This window comes from Nocardioides sp. Z38_18 (assembly GCF_058215695.1).
In genome coordinates this window covers 2,039,673-2,060,612 of sequence record NZ_JBZAJE010000001.1, presented here as the reverse complement: position 1 = coordinate 2,060,612, position 20,940 = coordinate 2,039,673, and the positions used below count along the sequence as shown (strand labels likewise).

Genomic DNA, 20,940 nt, shown 5'->3' with positions numbered 1-20,940 from the left:
TCGGCCGGGCCGCCGCCACCTGATCAGTAGGTGAGCGTCACGCTGGCTCCGAGCTTGGCGTAGGAGGTCAGCCAGATCCTGCTGGCGCCGTGCCCGGACAGGACGTAGCCGTTGGCCGGGATCGGCAGGTTGCCGATCTGGTTGGCCACCTGCGTCACCTTGCCGTCGACCACCGCGGCCTCGTAGCCGTACTCGTTCGTCCTGGTGCTGGCGCCGTACGCCGGCGTGTAGCGGATCAGGGCGTCGGTCGACCGGTACACGTTGGTGCCGGTGATGTTCCGGGTCTGGGTGCCGATCCTGACCGCCTTGGGAGCCGTCGTGGGCGTCGCTGTCGGAGTGGGGGTGGGTGTCGGGGTGGGTGTTGGGGTGGGTGTTGGGGTGGGTGTAGGAGTCGGAGTCGGGGTGGGTGTCGGCGTGGGAGTCGGGGGGGGTGTCGGTGTCGACGTACGAGCCATGACTGCGCCGACGGTCTTGACCTGGGTGGACGCGGGCCGGGTGGCCAGCCAGTCCACGAACGCGGTGAAGGTCCCGAGGTCGATCGAGTTCGCCGCGCAGCCGGAGCAGATGCTGTGGAAGACCAGGGGCACCCAACCGCCCTTGTCGTTCTCGGCCTGGGTCACGTAGGTCTTCAGCATCTCCAGCGTGGTGTCGGACTGCACGGACTTGTTGGTCCGCACCTGGTAGGGATCGGCGGGCGGGATGGTCTCCGCGGTGGCGCAGGAGAGGCAGCCATAGCCGGGTGAGCGCAGGCTCCCGACACCCCGGGCGCTGTCGTAGCCGCAGTTCTTGGTGATGCCCTTCACGGTCGCGTTGGTCGAACCGAAGGGATAGGCGAAGCTGGGGACGCCGCCTCCCAGCCCCGTCCGGTCGTCGCAGATCTGCCGGGTGGCCTCGGCCGTGGTCACCGTCGGGAGATCGGCGTGCGTGAGGGTGTGTCCACCGACCTCGTGCCAGGTCTTGAGGGCATCGACCTGCGCCCGGCTCATGTACGACGACGAGGTGCCGATCCGGGGGCTGTTGATGTAGAACGTGCCCTTCATGCCTCGCGCCTTCAGCACGTCCGCCGCCGGGACCTGGTTGGAGAACGTGTCGTCGAAAGTGAACGAGACCACCGTGGACTTCGTCGGGGCGGTCGGCTCGGCCGCGGCTGTCACGGCAAGTGTGCTCGTGGTCGTGTCGGTGGCCCCCGCGGTGTCGGTGACGGTCACCCTCATCTCGTAGGTGCCTGACTTCTTGAAGTGGTGGCGCACGGTGGAGGCCGGTTGGGAGAGGGTGCGGCTGCCGTCACCGAAGCTGAACTGGTAGCTGGTGATGCGCCGGTCGTCGACCGAGGACCCTGCGTCGACCACGACGTCGCCGGCGCCGCCCTTGGTCACGGTCAGGTCGGCGACCGGCGGGCGGTCCGGACCCGGTGCCGCGGCGACCACCTCGACGGTCTTCTGGGTGCTGGCCGGTCGGCCCTCGGCGTCGCGCACGGTGAGCTTGACGGTGTAGGTGCCGGGTTTGCTGTAGACGTGTGAGGCCGTCGATGGCGGCTCCGGGGGAGTCCGGCTGCCGTCGCCCCAGGAGACGCCGTAGGCGGTGATCTCCTTGTCGTCGCTCGAGCCGGACCCGTCCGCGACCACGGTCAGGGGTGCCGCGCCTTTCGGGGGGTTGAGCACCAGGTCGGCCACGGGCGCCTGGTTGGGCGTCGCCGCAGCGACGCTCTGGTCGTTGTTCATGGATCCGACGACGGGTGCAGCGATGACGAGCAGCGCAGCGACCACACCGATGTGACGCTTCATCTCTTTGTTCTCCTCCAGGGTTAACCCCCCCCGGACAGGAAGAACATTCCCATTTGTGTCCGCGTCATCCCATGCCGGGTTCCGGGTGGTCTAGAGCGTTCCACCCGGGAGGGTCACAACGTGAGACAGATCCGGCTGGGGGAGTGACTCCTAGGCTCGAAGCATGGCCAACGGTGAGCACGACCGGTTCGTCCGTGCACCACTGATCGCCGGGGCCGATGCGGCGCTGAAGCTGGTGCTGCTGTGGTTCCTGGTGCTCGTGCTAATCGATCCCACCTGGGGACACCTGGACGGGAAGGCGCCCACCGCCCGTGCGCTGACCTATCCGCTGGTCGCCTTCGCGATCCCGGCGTGGTGGCTGCTCCGTCGTCCCCGCAAGCCCTACCCGTGGCTCTCGGACCTGTTGCTGACCTACCTGGGGTTCAGCGACATCCTGGGGAACCGGTTGGACCTGTACGACCGGGTCGTGTGGTTCGACGACTGGATGCACCTGAGCAACGTCACCTGCGTCTCGGCGGCCCTCGTGGTGCTGACCATGCACGGCACCACCCGCCTCGGACCGGTCGTGGAGCGCTCGGTCGCGCTCGGCATGACGGCGGCCCTGGGGTGGGAGGTGTTCGAGTACTTCTCCTTCCTCACCCGGTCCTCGGAGCTGCCCATGGCGTACGCCGACACCCTCGGCGACCTGGTGATGGGGTGGTTCGGCACCCTGCTCGCGGCCCTGCTGGTGCACGCGTTCTGGAGAACGCACATGTCCGGGCGTCTGGCGTCACGATCGCTCCCGCGCTCCGTGACGACGCCGTCCGCCCGAGCCGCGATGTCCTCGGAGTCCCTCAAGGCGCGCTGGTAGAGCCCCGGGGGGACGGGAGGGAAGAAGGTCCTGAATCGGCGTGCCCGTGGACCCTGCTGACCTGAGTTCCCGCGCGCCAGCATGGGAGGAACCCGGTGAGAGGATCCCGCGATGTCGGATCGCGACCCCGTCCTGGTGGGTGTGGACGGTTCCGAACCGGTCACCGCAGCCATCCAGTACGCCGCCCAGGAGGCCCAGCGCCAGGGAGCCACGCTCGAGCTGGTGCACGTCGTCCCCCGGCACCTGCCGCTCGCACCCATCCGTGGGGTGTCGGCCGCAGAACTCGACGAGATGGGCCACCGGATCCTGGCTGCGGCCACGGAGCGGGCGCGGTCGTTGCTGGGCCCTGACCGCGTCGCCACCTCCCTGCACCACGGCACCCGGGTCTCCACCCTGCTCGAGCTCGCCGAGCACGCGCGACTCGTCGTCCTGGGCGCCGGGCAGCGACCAGCACTGGAGAGGCTGCTGACCGGCTCCACGCTGACCGGCGTCGCCTCCCGGGCCACGGCCCCGGTGGTGGCGGTGCCGGCCACCTGGGTCCCGGGGGAGGAGCGCCACCGCGTCGTGGCGGGGGTGAAGTCGACCCAGCACTCGCCCGAGCTGATCCGCCGTGCACTGGAGGTCGCCGACGAACGGGACGCCGGGCTCGTGCTGGTGCACGCGTGGGAGCTGCCGGGGGAGTACGACGACCTCGTCTCCGGTCGCGTGGAGCAGGACGAGTGGAGGCGACGTGCGGAGGAGATGGTCCAGCACAGCCTCGAGGAGCTGCGCGAGGAGTTCCCCACCACGCCGGTCGAGGTCCGCGTGGTCCACGGCCAGCCGGCCCGGGCGCTGCAGGCCGCGTGTGCCGAGGCCGACCTGCTGATGCTGGCACGGCGCCACCGGGGAGTCCCGGTCGGTCATCTGGGTGGGACGGGGCGCGCGCTGCTGCGGGCGGCGCCGTGTCCGGTCCAGGTGGTCCCGCCCGCCGACGTGCCCGTGGACCTGGAGGGCCTGGTCCTGGAGCGGGACGGGCACGTGGAGAAGTGACTGTCCCGGTCGTAGCCGTCGCTCGGTGGCCGACCGGGTGACCCAGCCACTCGCCCCGGCCGGCCTGACGACGGCCGAGGTGACGGCCCGCCGCAACCGCGACGGGACCAACGAGGTGCCTGCGCCGCGTGGCACCCCCGCCTGGCGACAGCTGCTGGCCCAGCTGACCCACTTCTTCGCACTCATGCTGTGGGTCGCGGCTGCCCTCGCCCTGGTGGCCGGGATGGCCTCGCTCGCGGTGGCGATCGTGGTGATCGTGCTCCTGAACGGTGTCTTCGCCTTCGCCCAGGAGCGCAAGGCCGACACCGCGGCCGCTGAGCTGGGCTCGATGGTCCCGGCGTCCGCGCGGGTGCGGCGCGACGGTGAGGAGACCACGGTCGAGGTCGCAGAGCTGGTCCGCGGTGACGTGGTCATCCTCGAGGCGGGCGACCGTGTGGGCGCGGACCTGCGCCTCCTGGAGGCGCACGACCTCACCCTGGACGAGTCGATGCTGACCGGGGAGAGCGTCCCCGTCCCGCGCAGTGTGGGCGAGGAGGTGTTCACCGGGACCTTCGCCGTGCAGGGGGATGCCACGGGCGTCGTGGTCGCGACCGGCACCCACACCCGGCTGGCCGGCATCTCTGCACTGACCACGCAGGCGAGCCGTCCACCGAGCCCGCTCAACGTGCAGCTGCACAGGCTCGTCCTGGTCGTCGCCGTCGTGGCAGTGTCGGTCGGGATGGTGCTCAGTGCCACGGCACTGGCCCTGGACTCGAGCATCACGGCCGCACTGCTGCTCGGGGTAGGGGTGATGGTGGCCCTGGTGCCTGAGGGCCTGTTGCCGACGGTCACGCTCTCGCTGGCCCGCGGCGCACAGCGCATGGCCCGCGTCAACGCCCTGGTGAGGCGGCTCGACGCGGTCGAGACGCTGGGCGCCACCACCTTCATCTGCACCGACAAGACCGGCACGCTGACGCGCAACGAGATGGACGTGGTGGAGGGGTGGACCCCTGCAGGTCCCTTCCAGGTCAGTGGCGTGGGCTACGACCCGCAGGGGGAGGTACGGGGCGAGGGCGACGCGGTCGCCGCCGCGGCCACGGCGGCCGCGGGAGCCACCGGGTGCATCACCGGAGGCAGCGTCCTGCGCGAGGGCAGCTGGACCGCCGAGGGCGACCCGATGGATGCCGCGCTGGACACGTTCGCCCGGCGGCTGGGCCTCGCGCCCCAGGACCGGCCCGCGTCGAGTGCACGCCTGCCCTTCACCTCCACGACCATGGCGAGCGCTGCGGCGCTGGGAGGAACGGGCTACGTGATGGGAGCGCCCGAGGGCGTCCTCGGCCGCTGCACCGGCATCGCCAGCGACAGCGAGGAGTGGTCGCGCCTGGCGGAGATGTCCGGGCGGGGCCTGCGGGTGCTCGCGGTTGCCCGTACCGGGACCGCCGAGCCCGTCAGTACCGAGGCCGAGCTGGCCTCCGCGGTCCAGGAGCCGCTGACGCTGCTGGCGCTGATCGCCATCCAGGACCCTCCCCGCGAGGAGGTCCCGGCGGCGATCGCGTCCTGCCACGGGGCCGGGATCCGGGTCGCGATGATCACCGGGGACAGCACGGCGACCGGAGAGGCGGTCGGCCGTCAGGTCGGTGTGCTGGGGCCGCAGGGCGTGGTGGTGCTCGGGTCCGACCTGCCGGGGACCGACGAGGCCCTCGCGGAGCTGCTCGACGTGCCGGACGGTGCCGTGGTGGCCCGGGTGACGCCGGCCGACAAGCTGCGGATCGCGCGGGCGCTGCGCACGCGGGGACACGTGGTGGCGATGACCGGCGACGGCGTGAACGATGCCGCTGCGTTGCGCGAGGCCGACGTCGGCGTCGCCATGGGGAGGTCAGGCAGCGACGTGGCCCGTCAGGCCGCCGACCTCGTCCTGCTCGACGACAGCTTCGCCTCCGTCCCGATGGCGATCGCCCTGGGGCGCGGCACCTTCGCGAACATCCGGCGGTTCCTGACCTTCCACCTCACCGACAACGTCGCCCAGCTGGTCCCGTTCGCTGTCTGGGCGATCACGGGGAACGACATCCCCCTGGCGATCGGTGTCCTCCAGGTCCTGGCCCTGGACATCGGCACCGACATGCTCCCGGCGCTGGCGCTGGGGGTGGAGCCCGCCGACGACCACACCATGCAGGGCCCCCGACGGACCGGGGACGTGGTCGACGGGCGGCTGCTGCGGCGCGCGCTGCTGGTGCTGGGGCCGACGGAGGCGACCGTGTCCATGGCCGCCTTCCTGACCATCCTGGTCACGGGCGGCTGGAGCTACGGGGAGGAGCCATCCTTCTCGCTGCTCGCGGTGGCGTCCGGCTCGGCCTTCGCGGTGATCGCGGTGGCTCAGATGGCCAACGCGTTCGCCTGCCGCAGCGAGACGAGGCCCGCCTGGCGGATCGACCCTCGGCGCAACCCGCCACTGTTGTACGCGGTGCTCGTCGAGGTGGTCCTCCTCGTGGCGTTCGTGGGGATCCCGTGGCTGGCGGACCTGCTCGGGGGCACCTGGCCCTCGATGCTGGGCTGGGCGTTCTGCCTGCTGGCGGCGATTGCGATGCTGCTGGTGGACGCCGTCCACAAGCGGGCTGTCGTCTGAGGCTGCCTCAGCGGCCGAGCAGCCGCCGCAGCCAGCTGTCCTGGGACGCCGTCGCGCGCGGGTGGCCGGCGCACCACTGGCCGGCCGGGACCGACGCCTTGACCTGGGCGACGTGCTGGCCGCAGCCGGCCCAGGTGGTCTTCTTGCAGGTCTTGCAGGTGGTCGGGCGACACATGTAGAGCTCCTCCTGGATACCTAGGGGGGTATAGTGCGAACGACGATAACACCCCCTGGGGTATCTTTCTCTCCTCGTGCCGCGAAGCCGGCACAGGCCACACCCCGGACTACCGAAGGACTCAGCAGATGCCGCAGCTCGATCCCGAAGAGATGGGTGCGGTCATCAACCGCATCAAGCGCGCGCAGGGCCAGCTCGGTGGCGTGCTCCGGATGCTGGAGGAGGGCCGCGAGTGCGAGGACGTGGTCACCCAGCTGGCCGCCGTCTCCCGCGCCCTGGACCGTGCCGGCTTCGCCATCGTCGCCACCGGACTCCAGCAGTGCCTGACCAGCGGTGACGGTGTGGACAGCCTGGACGTGAAGAAGATGGAGAAGCTGTTCCTCTCCCTGGCGTGACCGCGGGTCGCTAGATGACCAGGGGACGCGAGCTCAGCGTGGTCTCCAGCTGGGGTGCCGCGGACATCAGCAGCCCACGTCGCCACAGCCGGTGCACCAGCACACCCGCGACCAACGACCCGATGGATCCCAGGGTGAGGTCACCCAGGGTGTCGGCGTACGCGTGCTGCTTCTCCGAGGACTTGCTGATGAAGGCGAAGTACTCCGCAATCTCCCACCCGACAGCCGCGGTGACGCCGAACGCCAGCGACCGCTCCACCACTGCGGCCAGGGTCGAGCTGTGCCGCATCGTCAACAAGATGACGGCGGCGGTGAGCAGACCCGTGTTCACCAGGTGCATCAGGTCGTCGAACCACACCACCGAGTCGTACAGGTCCAGCCTGTTGCCGAGCGTGTCGGTGAAGCAGGTCGAGGTCACCATCAGGTCCGCCACCCAGGGGAACGATGCCCGGTCGCGCCAGAACACCCACCAGATCAGGGGCACGGTGAAGGACAGCGCCGGGTAGGCGACTGCGCGGAGCCCTGCGGCCTTGTCCTCGACGTTGCCCAGCTCGGGGAAGAGCAGGGAGATCACCAGCAGCACCACGAGCCCGATCTTGGCCGTGACGTCGAGTGCCGCCACCACCGGCGGAGTCGTGTGGCGCAGCGCCTCGGTCTCGTTCATCGGACGCAACGCTATGTCACCCTTCGCCAGGTTCGAGCACCAGCAGTCCTGGGGCTGGTGATGCTCGTGAGACTCATCACGAGTTCTCGGTGTAGATGTCTGGCACGCCGTCCGCGTCGTCGTCGCGTTCCTCGTCCTCCTGGATCCGGCGGTAGACCCGGTTGCGAGAACGCAGCACCACCGTGGCGAGCAGGGCTGCGAGCAGGGAGCCCGCCAGGACCCCCACCTTCACGTGCTCGTCGGTGGCGCTGCCGGCACCGAAGGCGAGATCGCCGATCAGCAGCGAGACGGTGAACCCGATGCCGGCGAGGATCGAGACCCCGAGCACGTCCACCCAAGCCAGGTCGTCGTCGAGCCGTGCGTGGGTGAACCGCGCCATCAGGTACGTCGAGCCGAAGATCCCGAGCATCTTGCCGACCACGAGGCCGGCGACGATCCCGAGCGCGACAGGGTCGGTGAAGGCGTCCGCGAGGCCGTCGAGACCCCCCACCGTCACCCCGGCCGCGAACAGGGCGAACACCGGGACCGCGAAGCCCGAGGAGAGTGGACGGAGCAGGTGCTCGAAGTGCTCGGCCATCCCGGGCCCCGCGTCCGGGCCGCCCGCGGCGTCGCTGCGGACGACCGGGACGGTGAGCGCGAGAAGCACACCGGCGACGGTGGCGTGCACACCCGACGCGTGCACGAGGGCCCAGGCGACCAGGGCGAGGGGGAGCAGCAGCCACCAGGACCGGACCCGCCGCTGGACCAGGAAGCCGAACAGGGCGATCGGGACCAGGGAGAGCAGCAGCCAGACCAGCTCCAGCGAGCGGGTGTAGAACAGCGCGATGATCATGATCGCGAGCAGGTCGTCGACCACGGCCAGGGTGAGCAGGAACGTCCGCAACGCGGCCGGCAGGTGCGTGCTGATCACGGCCAGTACGGCGACGGCGAAGGCGATGTCGGTCGCGGTCGGGATCGCCCACCCGCCCAGCGCCTCGCTGCCCGAGCCAGCGGCGAGGTTGACCGCGACGTACACCAGCGCGGGGACAGCCATGCCGCCGCCCGCGGCAAGCACTGGGATGGCGGCGCGACGGGGGTCACGGAGGTCTCCGGCGACGAACTCGCGCTTGACCTCGAGCCCAGCCACGAAGAAGAAGATCGCCAGCAGCCCGTCCGCGGCCCAGGTGCCCAGGCTGAGGTCGAGGTGCAGTGCCGCCGGACCCACGGTGAAGTCCTTGAGGGCGGTGTAGCTCGAGGCCCACCCCGAGTTGGCCCAGACCAGAGCGACCACGGTCGCCACCAGCAACAGCGCCCCGCCCACCGTCTCGTGCCGCAACAGCTCGGTGATGCGCGAGGTCTCCGACCAGGTCCCCCGGGACAGGAGGCCTGGTCGTCGAGAGTCTGGGGCGCGTTCAGTCATGGGGTCCTTCGGGGTCGCCGGCTTCGTTGCCGACCAGACTTCCCGGCGCACCGCGTCCAACCCTACTGACCCGATTCGAGGTTCAGGCGGCCGCCTCGACCTCCTCCGGCTTCGCCCGGCCGTGCCGGGGTCCCATGGGGGCGTGGGGGCGGGCGGTCGCCCTGTTCACCCAGCGATCCACCACCAGCAAATTCACGACCAGCCCGACCGCACCCCAGATCGCCAGGACCAGGAGGTCGCCCCCGACACCGATCCCGTCGAAGTAGGTCAGGGACCGGGCGATGTCGACCGCGGCAGGCAGCGGCAGTACGTCGGCGAGGGGCCGGAAGAACTCCGGAACCATGTAGACCGAGAGCCCACCTCCGGAGGCGGGTACGCCGGCGAGCATCACCATCACCATCACCGGGATCAGCCCACCTAGGCCGAGGCTGCGGATCACGATCGCCGAGGCCCAGGCGATCGCGAAGACGGTGAACGCGCCGTACCCGATCATCTGCAGGGCGTTGCCGTTGACCGCCCCGATGATCACGTCGAAGAGGAACCACAGCCACACCGAGATGCCCACCGACCACCCGGCCACGAACGGCAGCAGCTGACGGGTGCGGGTCAGGTCGGGAGCGCCCCCGCGCATGACGGCGAAGAACAGGAAGCCGGCCATGATCCAGCTCATCCCGACGTACATGCTGTTGGAGCTGTTCACGTCGTCGTCGCTCAACGGTGCGAGGTCCTCGACCACCAGCTCGGCGCCGCTCGCGGCGGCGACCCCCTGGAACATCTGTGTCACGGCCGACTGCTGGCTGGCGCCGCCACCCGAGGCGGTCAGCAGGGTGGGGCTCTCCCCGGCCTTCGTGGGCAGCACGTACGCCGCCACGAGGTCCTGGCTGCGGATGCGGTCGGCGGCCTCGTCGGCGGTGAAGTTCAGCTGCAGGTCGGCGTACTGGCCCAGGGTGGGCTCGACCGAGGCGGCGAACTGCACCGCCTGGGCGTTGGGAGCCACCACCGCGACCGGCATGTCGCGGACCTCCGGCTGGTGCATCGAGAGCCCCATCAGGGTGACCACGGAGACCAGGATGCTGAGTGGGAACAGTGCGGCCGCGATGACGCGGGCACGGTAGGACGCGACCGGGCCGCCCGAGAGCGAGGCGAGCGGGGCATCGCGCCCGATGTGGACGGGGCCGGCGATCACCACGTCGCCCGACTTGCGCTCCTTGGCCACCGCGAGCAGCAGTGCCACGACCAGCAACCCGGCGAGCGTCGCGACATGCTTCCAGAACCCCTCGCCGTCGAAGTACACCGCCGAGCGCAGGGCCTCTCCGGCGGCAGGCAGCGGCAGCACGCCGTGCAGCCACTGGAAGAAGCCGGGCTGGGAGTGGATCGACATCGCCAGGTTGGAGGACGGCATCCCGAAGATGACCCACAGCAGCATTCCGAGCAGTACGGCGAACGGGCCCATCACCTTGGTGAGCAGCAGCTGTGCGACACCCACCGCGGCCACGGCAAGTGTGCCGACACCGAGGAACAGCGGGTAGTGGCCTTCGACCGCGCCCACGATCGGACCCAGGATCAACCAGATCAGCGAGCTGGTGAGTGCGCCCCAGCCGATCGCGATCGGGAAGAACTTGCGCACCCGCAGCAGGTTCGGCGTGCCCATCATCATGGTGCTGAGCGGGACGTAGCCGGCGAGCATCATCCCCATCGCCGCGAACAGCACCATCGTCCCGGAGCCGTCACCCTCGGGCAGTGGCTCCGGGTCGACCGTCTCCACCTGCCAGCCGTTCGCCGCTGCGGCGGGGCCGAGCAGCTTGTCGACCACGGTGGCCTGGGACGCGCCCGCGGCCATGGTGCGGTGCACGGTCGCCTTGCCGTCCGCGCTGTCCGGGATCGCGATGGAGCCGGCGATCTCCTGGTCGTGGACGAGGTCCTCGGCCTCGGCGGCGTCGACGACCAGCCGCACCTCCAGGGCCCCGTCGGAGTCACGTTCCAGATCGGCGGCGAACCGTTCCGCCACTGCGCCCTGGCCCACCACCGCCACCGGCAGGTCGCGCGGGTGCGGGTTGTGCATCGTGCCCATGTACGTCGCGTACATCATCGTGATGATGATGAACGGCATCACGAACAGCGCAGCGAGACGGCCCTTGCGCTCGGCCGGCGACTCCGGCGGGGGAGGCGGGTACTTCACCGAGTAGTGGTCCGTGGGAGGAGTCAGCGAAGCAGTCGAGGTCACTCGTCGAGGCTAAGTCACATGACTTAAAATGGCGGGATCGCACTAGGGTTAGCCGGGTCACAGTCCACCGGGTGGCGTCACGAGAGGGGAGCGATGGCCCGCAACGACGGCCGGCAGAGTCTCCTCGACGCCGCCGAACGGCTCTTCGCCGAGCACGGGATCCCGACGGTCTCCGACCGCCAGGTGGCCGAGGCTGCGGGCAACAGCAACCACTCCGCGGTGCACTACTACTTCGGCGGTCGCGAGGGACTGCTGATGGAGCTCATCGGGCGGCACCGGCAGACCCTCGAGCCGGAGTACCGGCGGATGTTCGAGGAGTCGGACTCGTTGCTCGGCGACATCCGGGCGCTGATCATCCCGCTCACGGCGAGCTTCGCCGAGCTGCCCACCCCCACCTGGCGGGCCCGGTTCCTGGACCAGGCCCTGCACGACCCCCCCACCGCGCAGCTGCTGCGCGAGCGTGGTGACCGCGAGTCGGTGGCGGCGGACGTGGTGAGGTCCGTGGTCAGGCGCCTCGCGCACCTGGACCCGCAGATCGTCGAGGGCCGGGCCCGGCTGACCACCCACGTCGTCAGCACCGCGTGCGCCCAGGTCGAGGAGCAAGCGGCCGACACCGGAGAGCCTGCGCGCTGGCACGAGGTGGGCGTGTTCCTGTGCGACGCGATCGCGGGCATGCTCCAGGCTCCGATCACCCGGCCCTAGGGAGCCCTGCGGGACCTCGGCCTCCGTGCAGGCCTGAGCCGGTTCGCCCGCGCAGGGCCAGGCACAGTGGCAGGATGCGCGACATGCCCGAGACGAGGCCTGTGCGCCCCCGCGTCCTGTTCCCCGAGATCAGCTCGCGTGCCTGGGAGCACCCCGCGGACCGCGGTGCACTGGTCGCGCTGCGCAAGCTCAAGGGCTTCGACACCGTGCTCAAGGCGCTCTCGGGGATGTTCAACGAACGGGCGGTACGCCTGCAGTTCCTCGGGTCAGGGATCCGGGTCGATGAGCGGCAGTTCCAGCGCCTGCACCTGCTGCTGGCCGACGTGGGCAGGACCCTGGACGTGGCCGAGCTGCCCGAGATGTACGTCGTGGCCGACCCGAACCTGAACGCCATGACGATCGGCATGAACAAGCCGATCGTCGTGCTCACCAGCGCGCTGGTGAACCTGCTCGACGAGGACGAGCTGCGCTTCGTGATCGCGCACGAGGTCGGTCACGCCGCGAGCGGGCACGCGGTCTACCAGACCCTGCTGCAGCGGCTGCTCGTGCTCACCGGCGTCGTGAACGCCACCGTGATCGGCGGTCTCGGCTTCCGGGTGATCGTCGCCGCGCTGATGGAGTGGTCACGCAAGGCCGAGCTCTCGGCCGACCGGGCCGGTGTGCTGGCCACCCAGGATCCCGGCGTCGCGTTCCGGGTGCACATGAAGCTGGCCAGCGGCGGCAACCTCGACGACCTCGACACCACGTCGTTCTTCGCCCAGGGCATCGAGTACGACGAGGCCGGCGACCTGCGGGAGTCGCTGCTCAAGCTGATGCTCGTGGAGAACCAGTCCCACCCGTTCGCCGTCGTCCGGGCCTGGGAGCTGCGGCGATGGGTGGAGAGCGGGGAGTACACCCGCATCCTCGGCGGCACCTACCCGCGTCGCACCGAGGACGACGGCGCCAGCATGAGCGAGTCGGCGCGCGAGGCCGCCCAGAGCTATGCCGAGTCCTTCCGCAGTACCCAGGACGCCCTGGGCCGGTTCGTGCACGAGACCGCGGGAGCGCTGGGCAGCCTCAAGGGCTGGCTCGACGAGACCCTGCGCCGACGGCCCTAAGGCAGCTCACGACTCCTTGGGCGACCGATGTCACCCAGCCAGAGCGCCGCGGGTGCGTGCGCCGGCACGGCGGGGGAGCGCGGAGCCACCGGGGACACCCGGGCGTAGGGCGCGCCGAGCGGAGGACGCGGATCAGGCTCGCCGCGGTTGGGCCAGAACGAGACCGCGCGCTCGGCCATCGCGGTGATGGTCAGAGAGGGGTTCACGCCGAGGTTCGCCGAGACGGTGGAGCCGTCGATGACGTGCAGGTTCTCGTAGCCGTGCAGCCGGTGGTGTGCGTCAACGACGCCGGTGGAGGAGGTCTCGCCGATGGCGCAGCCGCCGATGAAGTGCCCGGTCGTCGGGATGTCGAACATGTCGGCCCAGCCCGCCCCCGCGATGCCGTTCATCTGCCGCGCTGCGCTGCGAGCGAAGGTGTGGGCCTCGGGCAGCCACGTGGGGTTGGGCTCGCCGATGCCCTGCCGGGTGGTCATCTTCCGCTTGCCGGTGATCCGGCGCTTGCGGGTGTAGGTCGTCAGGGAGTTGTCGGCGCTCTGCATCACCAGGAACGCCACCGTCTGCTGCGACCAGCGTCGTGGGTCGTGCAGCCGGCGCAGGTCGGCTCGGCGCGCCCACATCTCCTTGAGGGCGACCGCCATCCGCCTGCGGTCGGGCACGGGGTCGGTGAGGACGGCCATCATCAGGCCCATGGTGTTGGAGCCGTGGCCGTAGCGGCATGGCTCGACATGGGTTGACTCGTCGAGGTGGATCGAGGAGGTGATCGCCACGCCCTCGGAGTAGTCGATGTCGTCCCCCCGGGCGCGCACGCCGAGCACCGCCTCGGAGTTGGTCCGGGAGAGCTCACCGAGACGGGGTGAGATGCGTCGGAGGCTGCCGGAGTCGCGCAGCTTGTGCAGCAGCTTCTGGGTGCCCATCGCCGCGGCCGCGAAGACGACGTGCTCGGCGGTGAAGGTACGCCGGCCGCGGCGCGTCGTACGCCCGGTGCGATGGGTCTCGACCGCATAGCCGCCCGAGTCCCGGGGCCGGACATCGGTCACGGTGGTCAACGGGTGGACCACCGCCCCGGCTTCCTCGGCCAGATAGAGGTAGTTCTTCGGCATCGTGTTCTTGGCGTTGTGCCGGCACCCGGTCATGCACTCGCCGCAGTGCAGGCAGGCGTTGCGGTCGGGACCGGCGCCACCGAAGTAGGGATCCGGCACCCGCTCACCGGGACCGGTTCCGAAGCTCTCGCCGAACAGGACGCCCACCTGGGTCTGACGGTAGGTCCGCGAGACGCCGAGCTCGTCTGCCACCGACTGCATCAGCTCGTCGGCCGGGGTCACCCGCGGGTTCTCGTCCACACCCAGCATCCGCTTGGCCTGGTCGTAGTGCGGCGCCAGCTCGTCGGCCCAGTCGGTGATGTCGCGCCACTGCGGGTCGTCGTAGAAGGCTCGGGGCGGCTCATAGAGGGTGTTGCCGTAGACCAGGGAGCCGCCGCCGACCCCTGCTCCGCTGATCACCAGGATGTTGCGGAGCAGGTCGAGACGCTGGATGCCCGTCAGACCCAGCGCGGGGGCGAACAGGTAGTCGCGGGTCTTCCACGACGTCTGTGCGAACTCGTGGTCGGCGAACCGGCGTCCTGCCTCGAGCACGCCGACCCGGTAGCCCTTCTCGGTGAGCCGCAACGCGGTGACGCTGCCGCCGAAGCCGGAGCCGATGACCAGGACGTCGTAGTCGTGCCCGGGGGTGGAGTCGAGGGCGGAATCGGGGGTGGAGTCGGGAATCGGGGGCTCCTCGGGTCGTCCGGCATCAGCGGGGCTGCGTCGCGAAACGTAGGGCCAGAATTGACACGCGTCAACAACATGCACGATGGTGCCCGTCCCATGACCTCGAGGGTGGAGCTGAGATGGCGGACGACGACCTGATGGCACGGCTGCCGGACGGCTGGGAGCTCGACGACGCCAGCCCCGAGGAGATCGAGGAGGAGCGGCAGGTCCGGGTGCCGTTCACCGAGAGCCTGCGCGAGCTCGTGGACCTCGGCATCCGCAGCGAGGTCGGCCTCGACGACGTCCGCCGGGCGCGGGAGCACATCGAGGCGGCCAACGAGCTTCTGCGGGGCAAGGTGGCCCCGCACTCGTACGGCGTCCGCATCGGCAACGGGACCGGCCGCAACTGGGGCAACGCGATCATGGGGCTGCGCAACGCGATCGCACCGCCGCTGGCGATCGAGAGCGATGGCGTGAGTCGGTCGTGGTGTGAGTTCACCCTGGGAGCCGCCTACGAGGGCCCACCCAGGCTGGTCCACGGGGGAGTCACCGCGCTGGTCCTGGACCACGTGTTCGGCGCCGCAGCGGGGGCCGACCAGGTGCCGCGGATGACGGGGACCCTGTCGATCCGCTACCGCCGCGGCACCCGCCTCGACGTCCCCCTCCGCGCCGAGGCGTGGGTCGACCGTGTCGAGGGGTGGAAGTCCTTCGTGGTCGGGCACCTCGCCGACGAGGAGGGTGTCACCGTGGAGGCCGAGGGAGTCTTCATCCGGCCCCGCTGGGCACGCGTGTAGGCCGCGGCAGACGGTACGGTCGAGCGATGACGGACAACGACCCCGGTTTCATCGAGCTCGTCGGCGCTCGCTCGCCCGAGGCGGAGGACGGGACCGCGCACCTCTCGGTCGAGGTGGACGAGCGGCACCTCAATCCCGGCGGCACCGTGCACGGCGGCATGCTCGCCACGCTGGTGGACACCACCATGGGCGCCGCCGTACGCAGTGCGATCGACGAGGAGCTCCCGGCGACCAGCCAGCTCACGATCACCTACCTGCGACCGGGCAAGCCCGGCACCCTCGAGGTGACCGCGAAGGTGAGCAAGCGGGGGGACAGCCTCACCGTGTGCGAGGCGGACGTGGAGCAGGACGGGAAGCCGCTCGTGCACGCGCTGGCGACCTTCGCCCTGGTGGGGAAGAAGTGACCAAGGTCACATCCTGAACCATCGTTGGTCCCTCCGTTGCTGACCGTCCCCGACGAACAGTGGAAGGTGTGGCGCCGGAACTCGGTCCGCGCCAACGCGTCGGCGGTGAGGGGCCCAGGCGATGGCATCAGCCAGCACCGGCACCCGGACCGGAGCGCCCGTCGTGCCGGCTCGCGCGTGGATCACGCTGGTCCTCGCCACGGTCGGCTTCGCGATCAACTTCTGGGCCTGGGCGCTGCTGAGCCCGCTGGGCCCGCTGCTGCGCACCGAGGGCCGTCTCGGCGACCTCTCCGAGTCCGACGTGGCGCTGCTGGTGGCCGTGCCGGTCATCGTGGGCTCCCTGGGCAGGATCCTCGTCGGCGCCTGGACCGACCGGTTCGGGGGCCGGATCATGTTCCCGCTGGTCTCGGTGGCCACGATCTTCCCGGTCCTGTTCATCGGGTTCTTCGCCCTCGACAGCTACGCCGCCCTGCTCGTCGCCGGCTTCTTCCTCGGGATCGGCGGCACGGTCTTCGCCGTGGGAGTGCCGATGGTCAACGCCTGGTTCCCGCCGGAACGCCGTGGCCTGGCGACGGGAATCTTCGGCGCAGGCATGGGCGGCACCGCGATCGGCGCGCTGACCACGGTCACGCTGTACGACGACTACGGGGAGTCGTCTCCCTTCGTCCTCACCGCGTCGTTCCTGGCCGTCTACGCCGTGGTGGCCTGGGTCTTCATGAGGGACGCCCCCGGCCGGACGGTCCCGGAGGGAAGCCTGGGGAGCCGACTCGCGGCCAACGCCAGGCTCCCGATCACCTGGCAGGCGTGCATCCTCTACGCCGTCGCATTCGGTGGGTACGTCGCGTTCTCGGTCTACCTGCCGACGTACCTCAAGACCGCCTACGGCCTCGAGGCCGGTGACGCCGCCAACCGGATGGCCGGCTTCGTGGTGATCGCGGTGGCGATGCGTCCCGTCGGGGGGTGGCTCTCCGACCGGTTCGGCGCCATCCCCGTGCTTGCCGTCGGCTACGCCGTCGTGGTCGCCGGGGCCGGGGTCGCCGCGGGGAACCCGGTGCTCGAGTGGCTCGGCACGATCGCCTTCCTCGCCATGGCCGCAGCCCTGGGCTCGGGCAGCGGCGCCACGTTCGCCCTGATCGCACAGGTCACCGACCCCAAGCGGGTCGGCGGGGTGACCGGGCTCGTCGGCGCCGCGGGCGGTCTCGGCGGGTTCGTGCCTCCGCTGGTGATGGGCTACATCTACGGCCAGACGGACTCCTACGCCATCGGGCTGGTGCTCCTCGCCGTCGCCGCCGCGCTGACGCTGGTGCTGACCCTGACCGTCGTACGCCGGACCGCTGAGCGGAGCCGCACATGACCGAGATCCTCGACCCGCTGGGCGACGCGATGATCCGCAGCCGCCGGTTCTTCACCAAGGGTGAGGTCTCCGACGACCTGCGCACCCTGCACCGCAAGGGTGGCCGCGGGGCCGACAGCTTCTACCGCGACCGGTGGAGCCACGACACCGTGGTGCGCTCCACCCACGGGGTCAACTGCACCGGGTCGTGCTCGTGGAAGGTCTACGTCAAGGACGGGATCATCACCTGGGAGACCCAGCAGACCGACTACCCCTCGGCGGGCCCCGACTCCCCGGAGTACGAGCCCCGCGGGTGCCCACGTGGTGCCGCGTTCTCCTGGTACACCTACTCGCCGACCCGGGTCCGCTACCCCTACGTCCGCGGGGTGCTGCTCCAGCTGTACCGGGAGGCCAAGGCCCTGCACGGCGGGGACCCGGTGCGTGCCTGGGAACACATCGTGGAGACCCCCGAGCTGGCGCGCGCCTACAAGTCCGCCCGCGGCAAGGGCGGCCTGGTCCGCTCCACGTGGGACGAGGCCACCGAGATCATCGCGGCGGCCCACGTGCACACGATCAAGGAGTACGGCCCGGACCGGGTCGCGGGCTTCTCCCCGATCCCGGCGATGTCGCTGGTCTCGCACGCCTCCGGGGCCAGGTTCGTGAACCTGATCGGCGGCTCGATGCTGAGCTTCTACGACTGGTACGCCGACCTCCCGGTCGCCTCTCCCCAGGTCTTCGGCGACCAGACCGACGTGCCCGAGTCGGGGGACTGGTGGAACGCCGGCTACCTGATCATGTGGGGCTCGAACCTGCCGGTGACCAGGACGCCCGACGCGCACTGGATGACCGAGGCGCGCTACCGCGGGCAGAAGGTGATCGCGGTGGCCCCGGACTACGCGGACAACGTGAAGTTCGCCGACGAGTGGCTGTCGGCGAAGCCGGGCACCGACGGGGCCCTGGCGATGGCGATGGGGCACGTCGTGCTCAAGGAGTTCTTCGTCGACCGGCACACGCCGTACTTCACCGAGTACGTGAAGAAGTACACCGACCTGCCCCACCTCGTCCGGCTCGAGGAGGAGGCCGACGGGGTGTTCCGGCCGGGGAAGTTCCTCACGGCCGCGGACCTGGTTTCGACAAGCTCAACCACCGGGGACGGCTCAACCGCCGGGGCGGGGGAGAACGCGGAGTTCAAGACCGTGCTGGTGGACGCGCGGACCGACGAGGCGGTGGTGCCGAACGGGTCGCTGGGGCACCGGTTCGGTGAGGCCGGGGTGGGGAAGTGGAACCTCGACCTCGGCGAGGTGGACCCGAAGCTGTCGTTGCGCGACCCGGTGGGTCCATCGGTGCGGGTGCGGCTGCCGCGCTTCGACACCCGTGACGGTGCGGCTGACGACCTCGTCCGCGGGGTCCCCGTGCGGCACGTGGCGGGGCACCTGGTGACCACGGTCTTCGACCTCCTGCTCGCGCAGTACGGCGTGGCACGCGAGGGGCTGCCCGGCCAGTGGCCCACGTCGTACGACGACGCGGACTCGCCGTGCACCCCGGCCTGGCAGGAGCAGATCACCGGCGTCAAGGCGGAGACGGCCGCGCGCATCGGTCGCGAGTTCGCGCAGAACGCAGCCGACTCGAAGGGCCGCTCCATGATCGTGATGGGAGCCGGCACCAACCACTGGTTCCACTCCGACACCATCTACCGGGCATTCCTGACCCTGACCAACCTCACCGGCTGCCAGGGGGTCAACGGCGGGGGATGGGCGCACTACGTCGGCCAGGAGAAGGTGCGACCGATCACCGGCTACACCCAGGTCGCGAACGCCCTGGACTGGAACCGGCCGCCACGCAACATGATCCAGACCGCGTTCTGGTACCTGCACACGGACCAGTTCCGCTACGACCCGTTCGGTGCCGACACGCTCGCCGCGACCACGGGACAGGGCCAGCTGGCCGGGAAGACCACCGCGGACGTGATCGCGCAGAGCGCCCGGATGGGGTGGATGCCGTCGTACCCGACCTTCGACCGCAACCCGCTCACGATCTGCGAGGACGCTGCCGCCGCGGACAAGCCGGTTGCGCAGTACGTCGTCGACCAGCTCCGGTCCGGTGACCTGTCGTTCGCCGGGGAGGACCCCGACGCCCCGCAGAACCACCCGCGGATCCTGTCGATCTGGCGCGCCAACCTGCTCGGCTCCTCCGGCAAGGGCAACGAGTACTTCCTCAAGCACCTGCTCGGGACCGGCTCCTCGCTGCGGGCGACCGAGGCGCCGGAGGGCCAGCGGCCCAAGGACGTCCGGTGGCGCGAGGAGGCACCCGAGGGCAAGCTCGACCTGCTGATGACGATCGACTTCCGGCAGACGAGCACGACGATCTACTCCGACGTCGTCCTGCCCGCGGCCACCTGGTACGAGAAGCACGACCTGAACACCACCGACATGCACCCGTTCGTGCACTCGTTCAACCCGGCGATCGCGCCGCCGTGGCAGACCCGGACCGACTGGGACGCCTGGCAGAGCATCGCGGGGAAGTTCAGCGAGCTCGCCGCCGACCGGCTCGGGGTGCGCAAGGACGTGGTGGCGGTGGCGCTCACCCACGACACCCCTGACGCGATGGCCAACCCCCACGGCGTGGTCCGGGACTGGAAGAAGGGGGAGTGCGACCCGGTGCCGGGCACCACGATGCCGAAGCTCGTCGAGGTGACCCGTGACTACGGTGCCGTCGCGGAGAAGATGAACGCCCTCGGCCCGCTGATGGACACGCTGGGGGCGACCACGAAGGGGGTCACCTTCGAGCTCTCCGAGCAGGTCGACTACCTGCGCCGGAAGAACGGCGCCGTCCGCGGGGGAGTGGCCGACGGGCGGCCCTCGCTGCTGCGCGACGTGCACGTCTGCGAGGCGATCCTGGCGATGTCGGGCACCACCAACGGCAAGCTGGCGACGCAGGGGTTCAAGACGCTGGAGCAGCGCACCGGCGTACGCCTCGCCGACCTCGCCGAGGAGCACGCGGGCAAGCAGATCACCTTCGCCGACACCCAGGGCCCGCCGGTGCCGGTGATCACCTCGCCGGAGTGGTCCGGGTCGGAGTCCGGCGGCCGGCGCTACTCGCCGTTCACGATCAACGTGGAGCGGCTCAAGCCGTGGCACACGCTGACCGGGCGGATGCACTTCTACCTCGACCACGACTGGATGGCCGAGCTCGGCGAGTCGCTCCCGGTCTACCGTCCGCCGCTGAACATGGCGTCGCTGTTCGCCGAGCCGGTCCTGGGAACCACCGACGGGTCGGCGGGCGTGGAGGGGCTCGCCGTGCGCTACCTGACCCCGCACAACAAGTGGTCGATCCACTCGGAGTACCAGGACAACCTGTTCATGCTCTCGCTGTCCCGCGGTGGCCAGAACATCTGGATCAGCGACCGCGACGCGGCGAAGGTCGGGATCGAGGACAACGACTGGATCGAGGCCGTCAACCGCAACGGGGTCGTGGTCGCCCGGGCGATCGTCTCCCACCGGATGCCCGAGGGGACGGTGTACATGTACCACGCACAGGACCGGCTGATCGACGTACCGATCGCGGAGGCCTCCGGCCGCCGGGGCGGGATCCACAACTCCTTGACCCGGCTGCTGGTCAAGCCCAGCCACCTGATCGGCGGCTACGGCCAGCTCGCCTTCGCCTTCAACTACCTCGGCCCCACCGGCAACCAGCGCGACGAGGTCACGATCATCCGGAAGCGCTCACAGGACGTGGAGTACTGA

Annotated in this window: 16 protein-coding genes; 10 read left to right on the top strand and 6 right to left on the bottom strand. The window is 70.4% G+C overall.

Annotated elements, in window-relative coordinates; genetic code table 11:
- Window positions 1–23 precede the first annotated feature (23 nt).
- Window positions 24–1,784, bottom strand: a complete 1,761-nt coding sequence (locus tag AC4BGC_RS09965; RefSeq protein ID WP_490555428.1) for a PKD domain-containing protein — start codon at window positions 1,782–1,784, stop codon at window positions 24–26.
- Window positions 1,785–1,947: 163 nt separating this feature from the next.
- Between AC4BGC_RS09965 and AC4BGC_RS09960 the strand changes: the two genes are divergently transcribed.
- The 3 genes from AC4BGC_RS09960 to AC4BGC_RS09950 all read left to right on the top strand — a co-directional run bounded on the left by AC4BGC_RS09960 (window position 1,948) and on the right by AC4BGC_RS09950 (window position 6,265).
- Window positions 1,948–2,634, top strand: coding sequence for a DUF2238 domain-containing protein (locus AC4BGC_RS09960; RefSeq protein ID WP_490543998.1), 687 nt, complete (start codon window positions 1,948–1,950; stop codon window positions 2,632–2,634).
- A gap of 111 nt (window positions 2,635–2,745) precedes the next feature.
- On the top strand, window positions 2,746–3,663 hold the full coding sequence (locus tag AC4BGC_RS09955; protein WP_490555427.1) for a universal stress protein: 918 nt from the start codon (window positions 2,746–2,748) through the stop codon (window positions 3,661–3,663).
- A 37-nt stretch (window positions 3,664–3,700) separates the two neighbouring features.
- Window positions 3,701–6,265 (top strand): cation-translocating P-type ATPase, encoded by a 2,565-nt coding sequence (locus tag AC4BGC_RS09950; protein ID WP_490555426.1) that lies wholly within the window; start codon window positions 3,701–3,703, stop codon window positions 6,263–6,265.
- 7 nt (window positions 6,266–6,272) lie between these two features.
- Here the strand turns inward: AC4BGC_RS09950 and AC4BGC_RS09945 are convergent, their stop codons facing one another.
- Window positions 6,273–6,440, bottom strand: coding sequence for a DUF8730 family Cys-rich protein (locus tag AC4BGC_RS09945; protein ID WP_490555425.1), 168 nt, complete (start codon window positions 6,438–6,440; stop codon window positions 6,273–6,275).
- 128 nt (window positions 6,441–6,568) lie between these two features.
- Here AC4BGC_RS09945 and AC4BGC_RS09940 point away from each other — a divergent pair, with 128 nt between their 5' ends.
- On the top strand, window positions 6,569–6,835 hold the full coding sequence (locus AC4BGC_RS09940) for a metal-sensitive transcriptional regulator (protein WP_490555424.1): 267 nt from the start codon (window positions 6,569–6,571) through the stop codon (window positions 6,833–6,835).
- Window positions 6,836–6,845: 10 nt separating this feature from the next.
- Here the strand turns inward: AC4BGC_RS09940 and AC4BGC_RS09935 are convergent, their stop codons facing one another.
- The 3 genes from AC4BGC_RS09935 to AC4BGC_RS09925 form a co-directional block, all read right to left on the bottom strand.
- Window positions 6,846–7,499 (bottom strand): DUF2238 domain-containing protein, encoded by a 654-nt coding sequence (locus AC4BGC_RS09935; RefSeq protein ID WP_490555422.1) that lies wholly within the window; start codon window positions 7,497–7,499, stop codon window positions 6,846–6,848.
- 76 nt (window positions 7,500–7,575) lie between these two features.
- Entirely contained in the window at window positions 7,576–8,898 is a 1,323-nt protein-coding gene (nhaA, locus tag AC4BGC_RS09930; RefSeq protein ID WP_490555421.1) for a Na+/H+ antiporter NhaA, read from the bottom strand.
- A gap of 82 nt (window positions 8,899–8,980) precedes the next feature.
- Entirely contained in the window at window positions 8,981–11,122 is a 2,142-nt protein-coding gene (locus AC4BGC_RS09925; RefSeq protein ID WP_490555419.1) for a hypothetical protein, read from the bottom strand.
- Window positions 11,123–11,215: 93 nt separating this feature from the next.
- Between AC4BGC_RS09925 and AC4BGC_RS09920 the strand changes: the two genes are divergently transcribed.
- Together AC4BGC_RS09920 and AC4BGC_RS09915 are read left to right on the top strand one after the other, a co-directional pair.
- Window positions 11,216–11,824 carry a TetR/AcrR family transcriptional regulator gene (locus AC4BGC_RS09920; protein ID WP_490555418.1) on the top strand — a complete coding sequence of 203 codons (609 nt, stop codon included), beginning with the start codon at window positions 11,216–11,218 and terminating at the stop codon, window positions 11,822–11,824.
- A gap of 83 nt (window positions 11,825–11,907) precedes the next feature.
- Window positions 11,908–12,921, top strand: a complete 1,014-nt coding sequence (locus AC4BGC_RS09915) for a M48 family metallopeptidase (RefSeq protein WP_490555416.1) — start codon at window positions 11,908–11,910, stop codon at window positions 12,919–12,921.
- On the opposite strand, the gene AC4BGC_RS09910 is transcribed toward AC4BGC_RS09915, so the two are convergent.
- On the bottom strand, window positions 12,918–14,768 hold the full coding sequence (locus AC4BGC_RS09910) for an FAD-dependent oxidoreductase (protein ID WP_490555415.1): 1,851 nt from the start codon (window positions 14,766–14,768) through the stop codon (window positions 12,918–12,920). The genes AC4BGC_RS09915 and AC4BGC_RS09910 overlap by 4 nt on opposite strands.
- A 38-nt stretch (window positions 14,769–14,806) precedes the next feature.
- Between AC4BGC_RS09910 and AC4BGC_RS09905 the strand changes: the two genes are divergently transcribed.
- The 4 genes from AC4BGC_RS09905 (at window position 14,807) to AC4BGC_RS09890 (ending at window position 20,940) form a co-directional block, all read left to right on the top strand.
- Window positions 14,807–15,460: a PaaI family thioesterase gene (locus AC4BGC_RS09905; protein WP_490555414.1), complete on the top strand. Its 654-nt coding sequence runs from the start codon at window positions 14,807–14,809 to the stop codon at window positions 15,458–15,460.
- A gap of 26 nt (window positions 15,461–15,486) precedes the next feature.
- Window positions 15,487–15,864: a PaaI family thioesterase gene (locus AC4BGC_RS09900; protein ID WP_490555413.1), complete on the top strand. Its 378-nt coding sequence runs from the start codon at window positions 15,487–15,489 to the stop codon at window positions 15,862–15,864.
- A gap of 121 nt (window positions 15,865–15,985) precedes the next feature.
- On the top strand, window positions 15,986–17,218 hold the full coding sequence (locus AC4BGC_RS09895) for an MFS transporter (protein ID WP_490555412.1): 1,233 nt from the start codon (window positions 15,986–15,988) through the stop codon (window positions 17,216–17,218).
- On the top strand, window positions 17,215–20,940 hold the full coding sequence (locus AC4BGC_RS09890; RefSeq protein WP_490555411.1) for a nitrate reductase subunit alpha: 3,726 nt from the start codon (window positions 17,215–17,217) through the stop codon (window positions 20,938–20,940). The genes AC4BGC_RS09895 and AC4BGC_RS09890 overlap by 4 nt, the downstream gene beginning before the upstream one ends.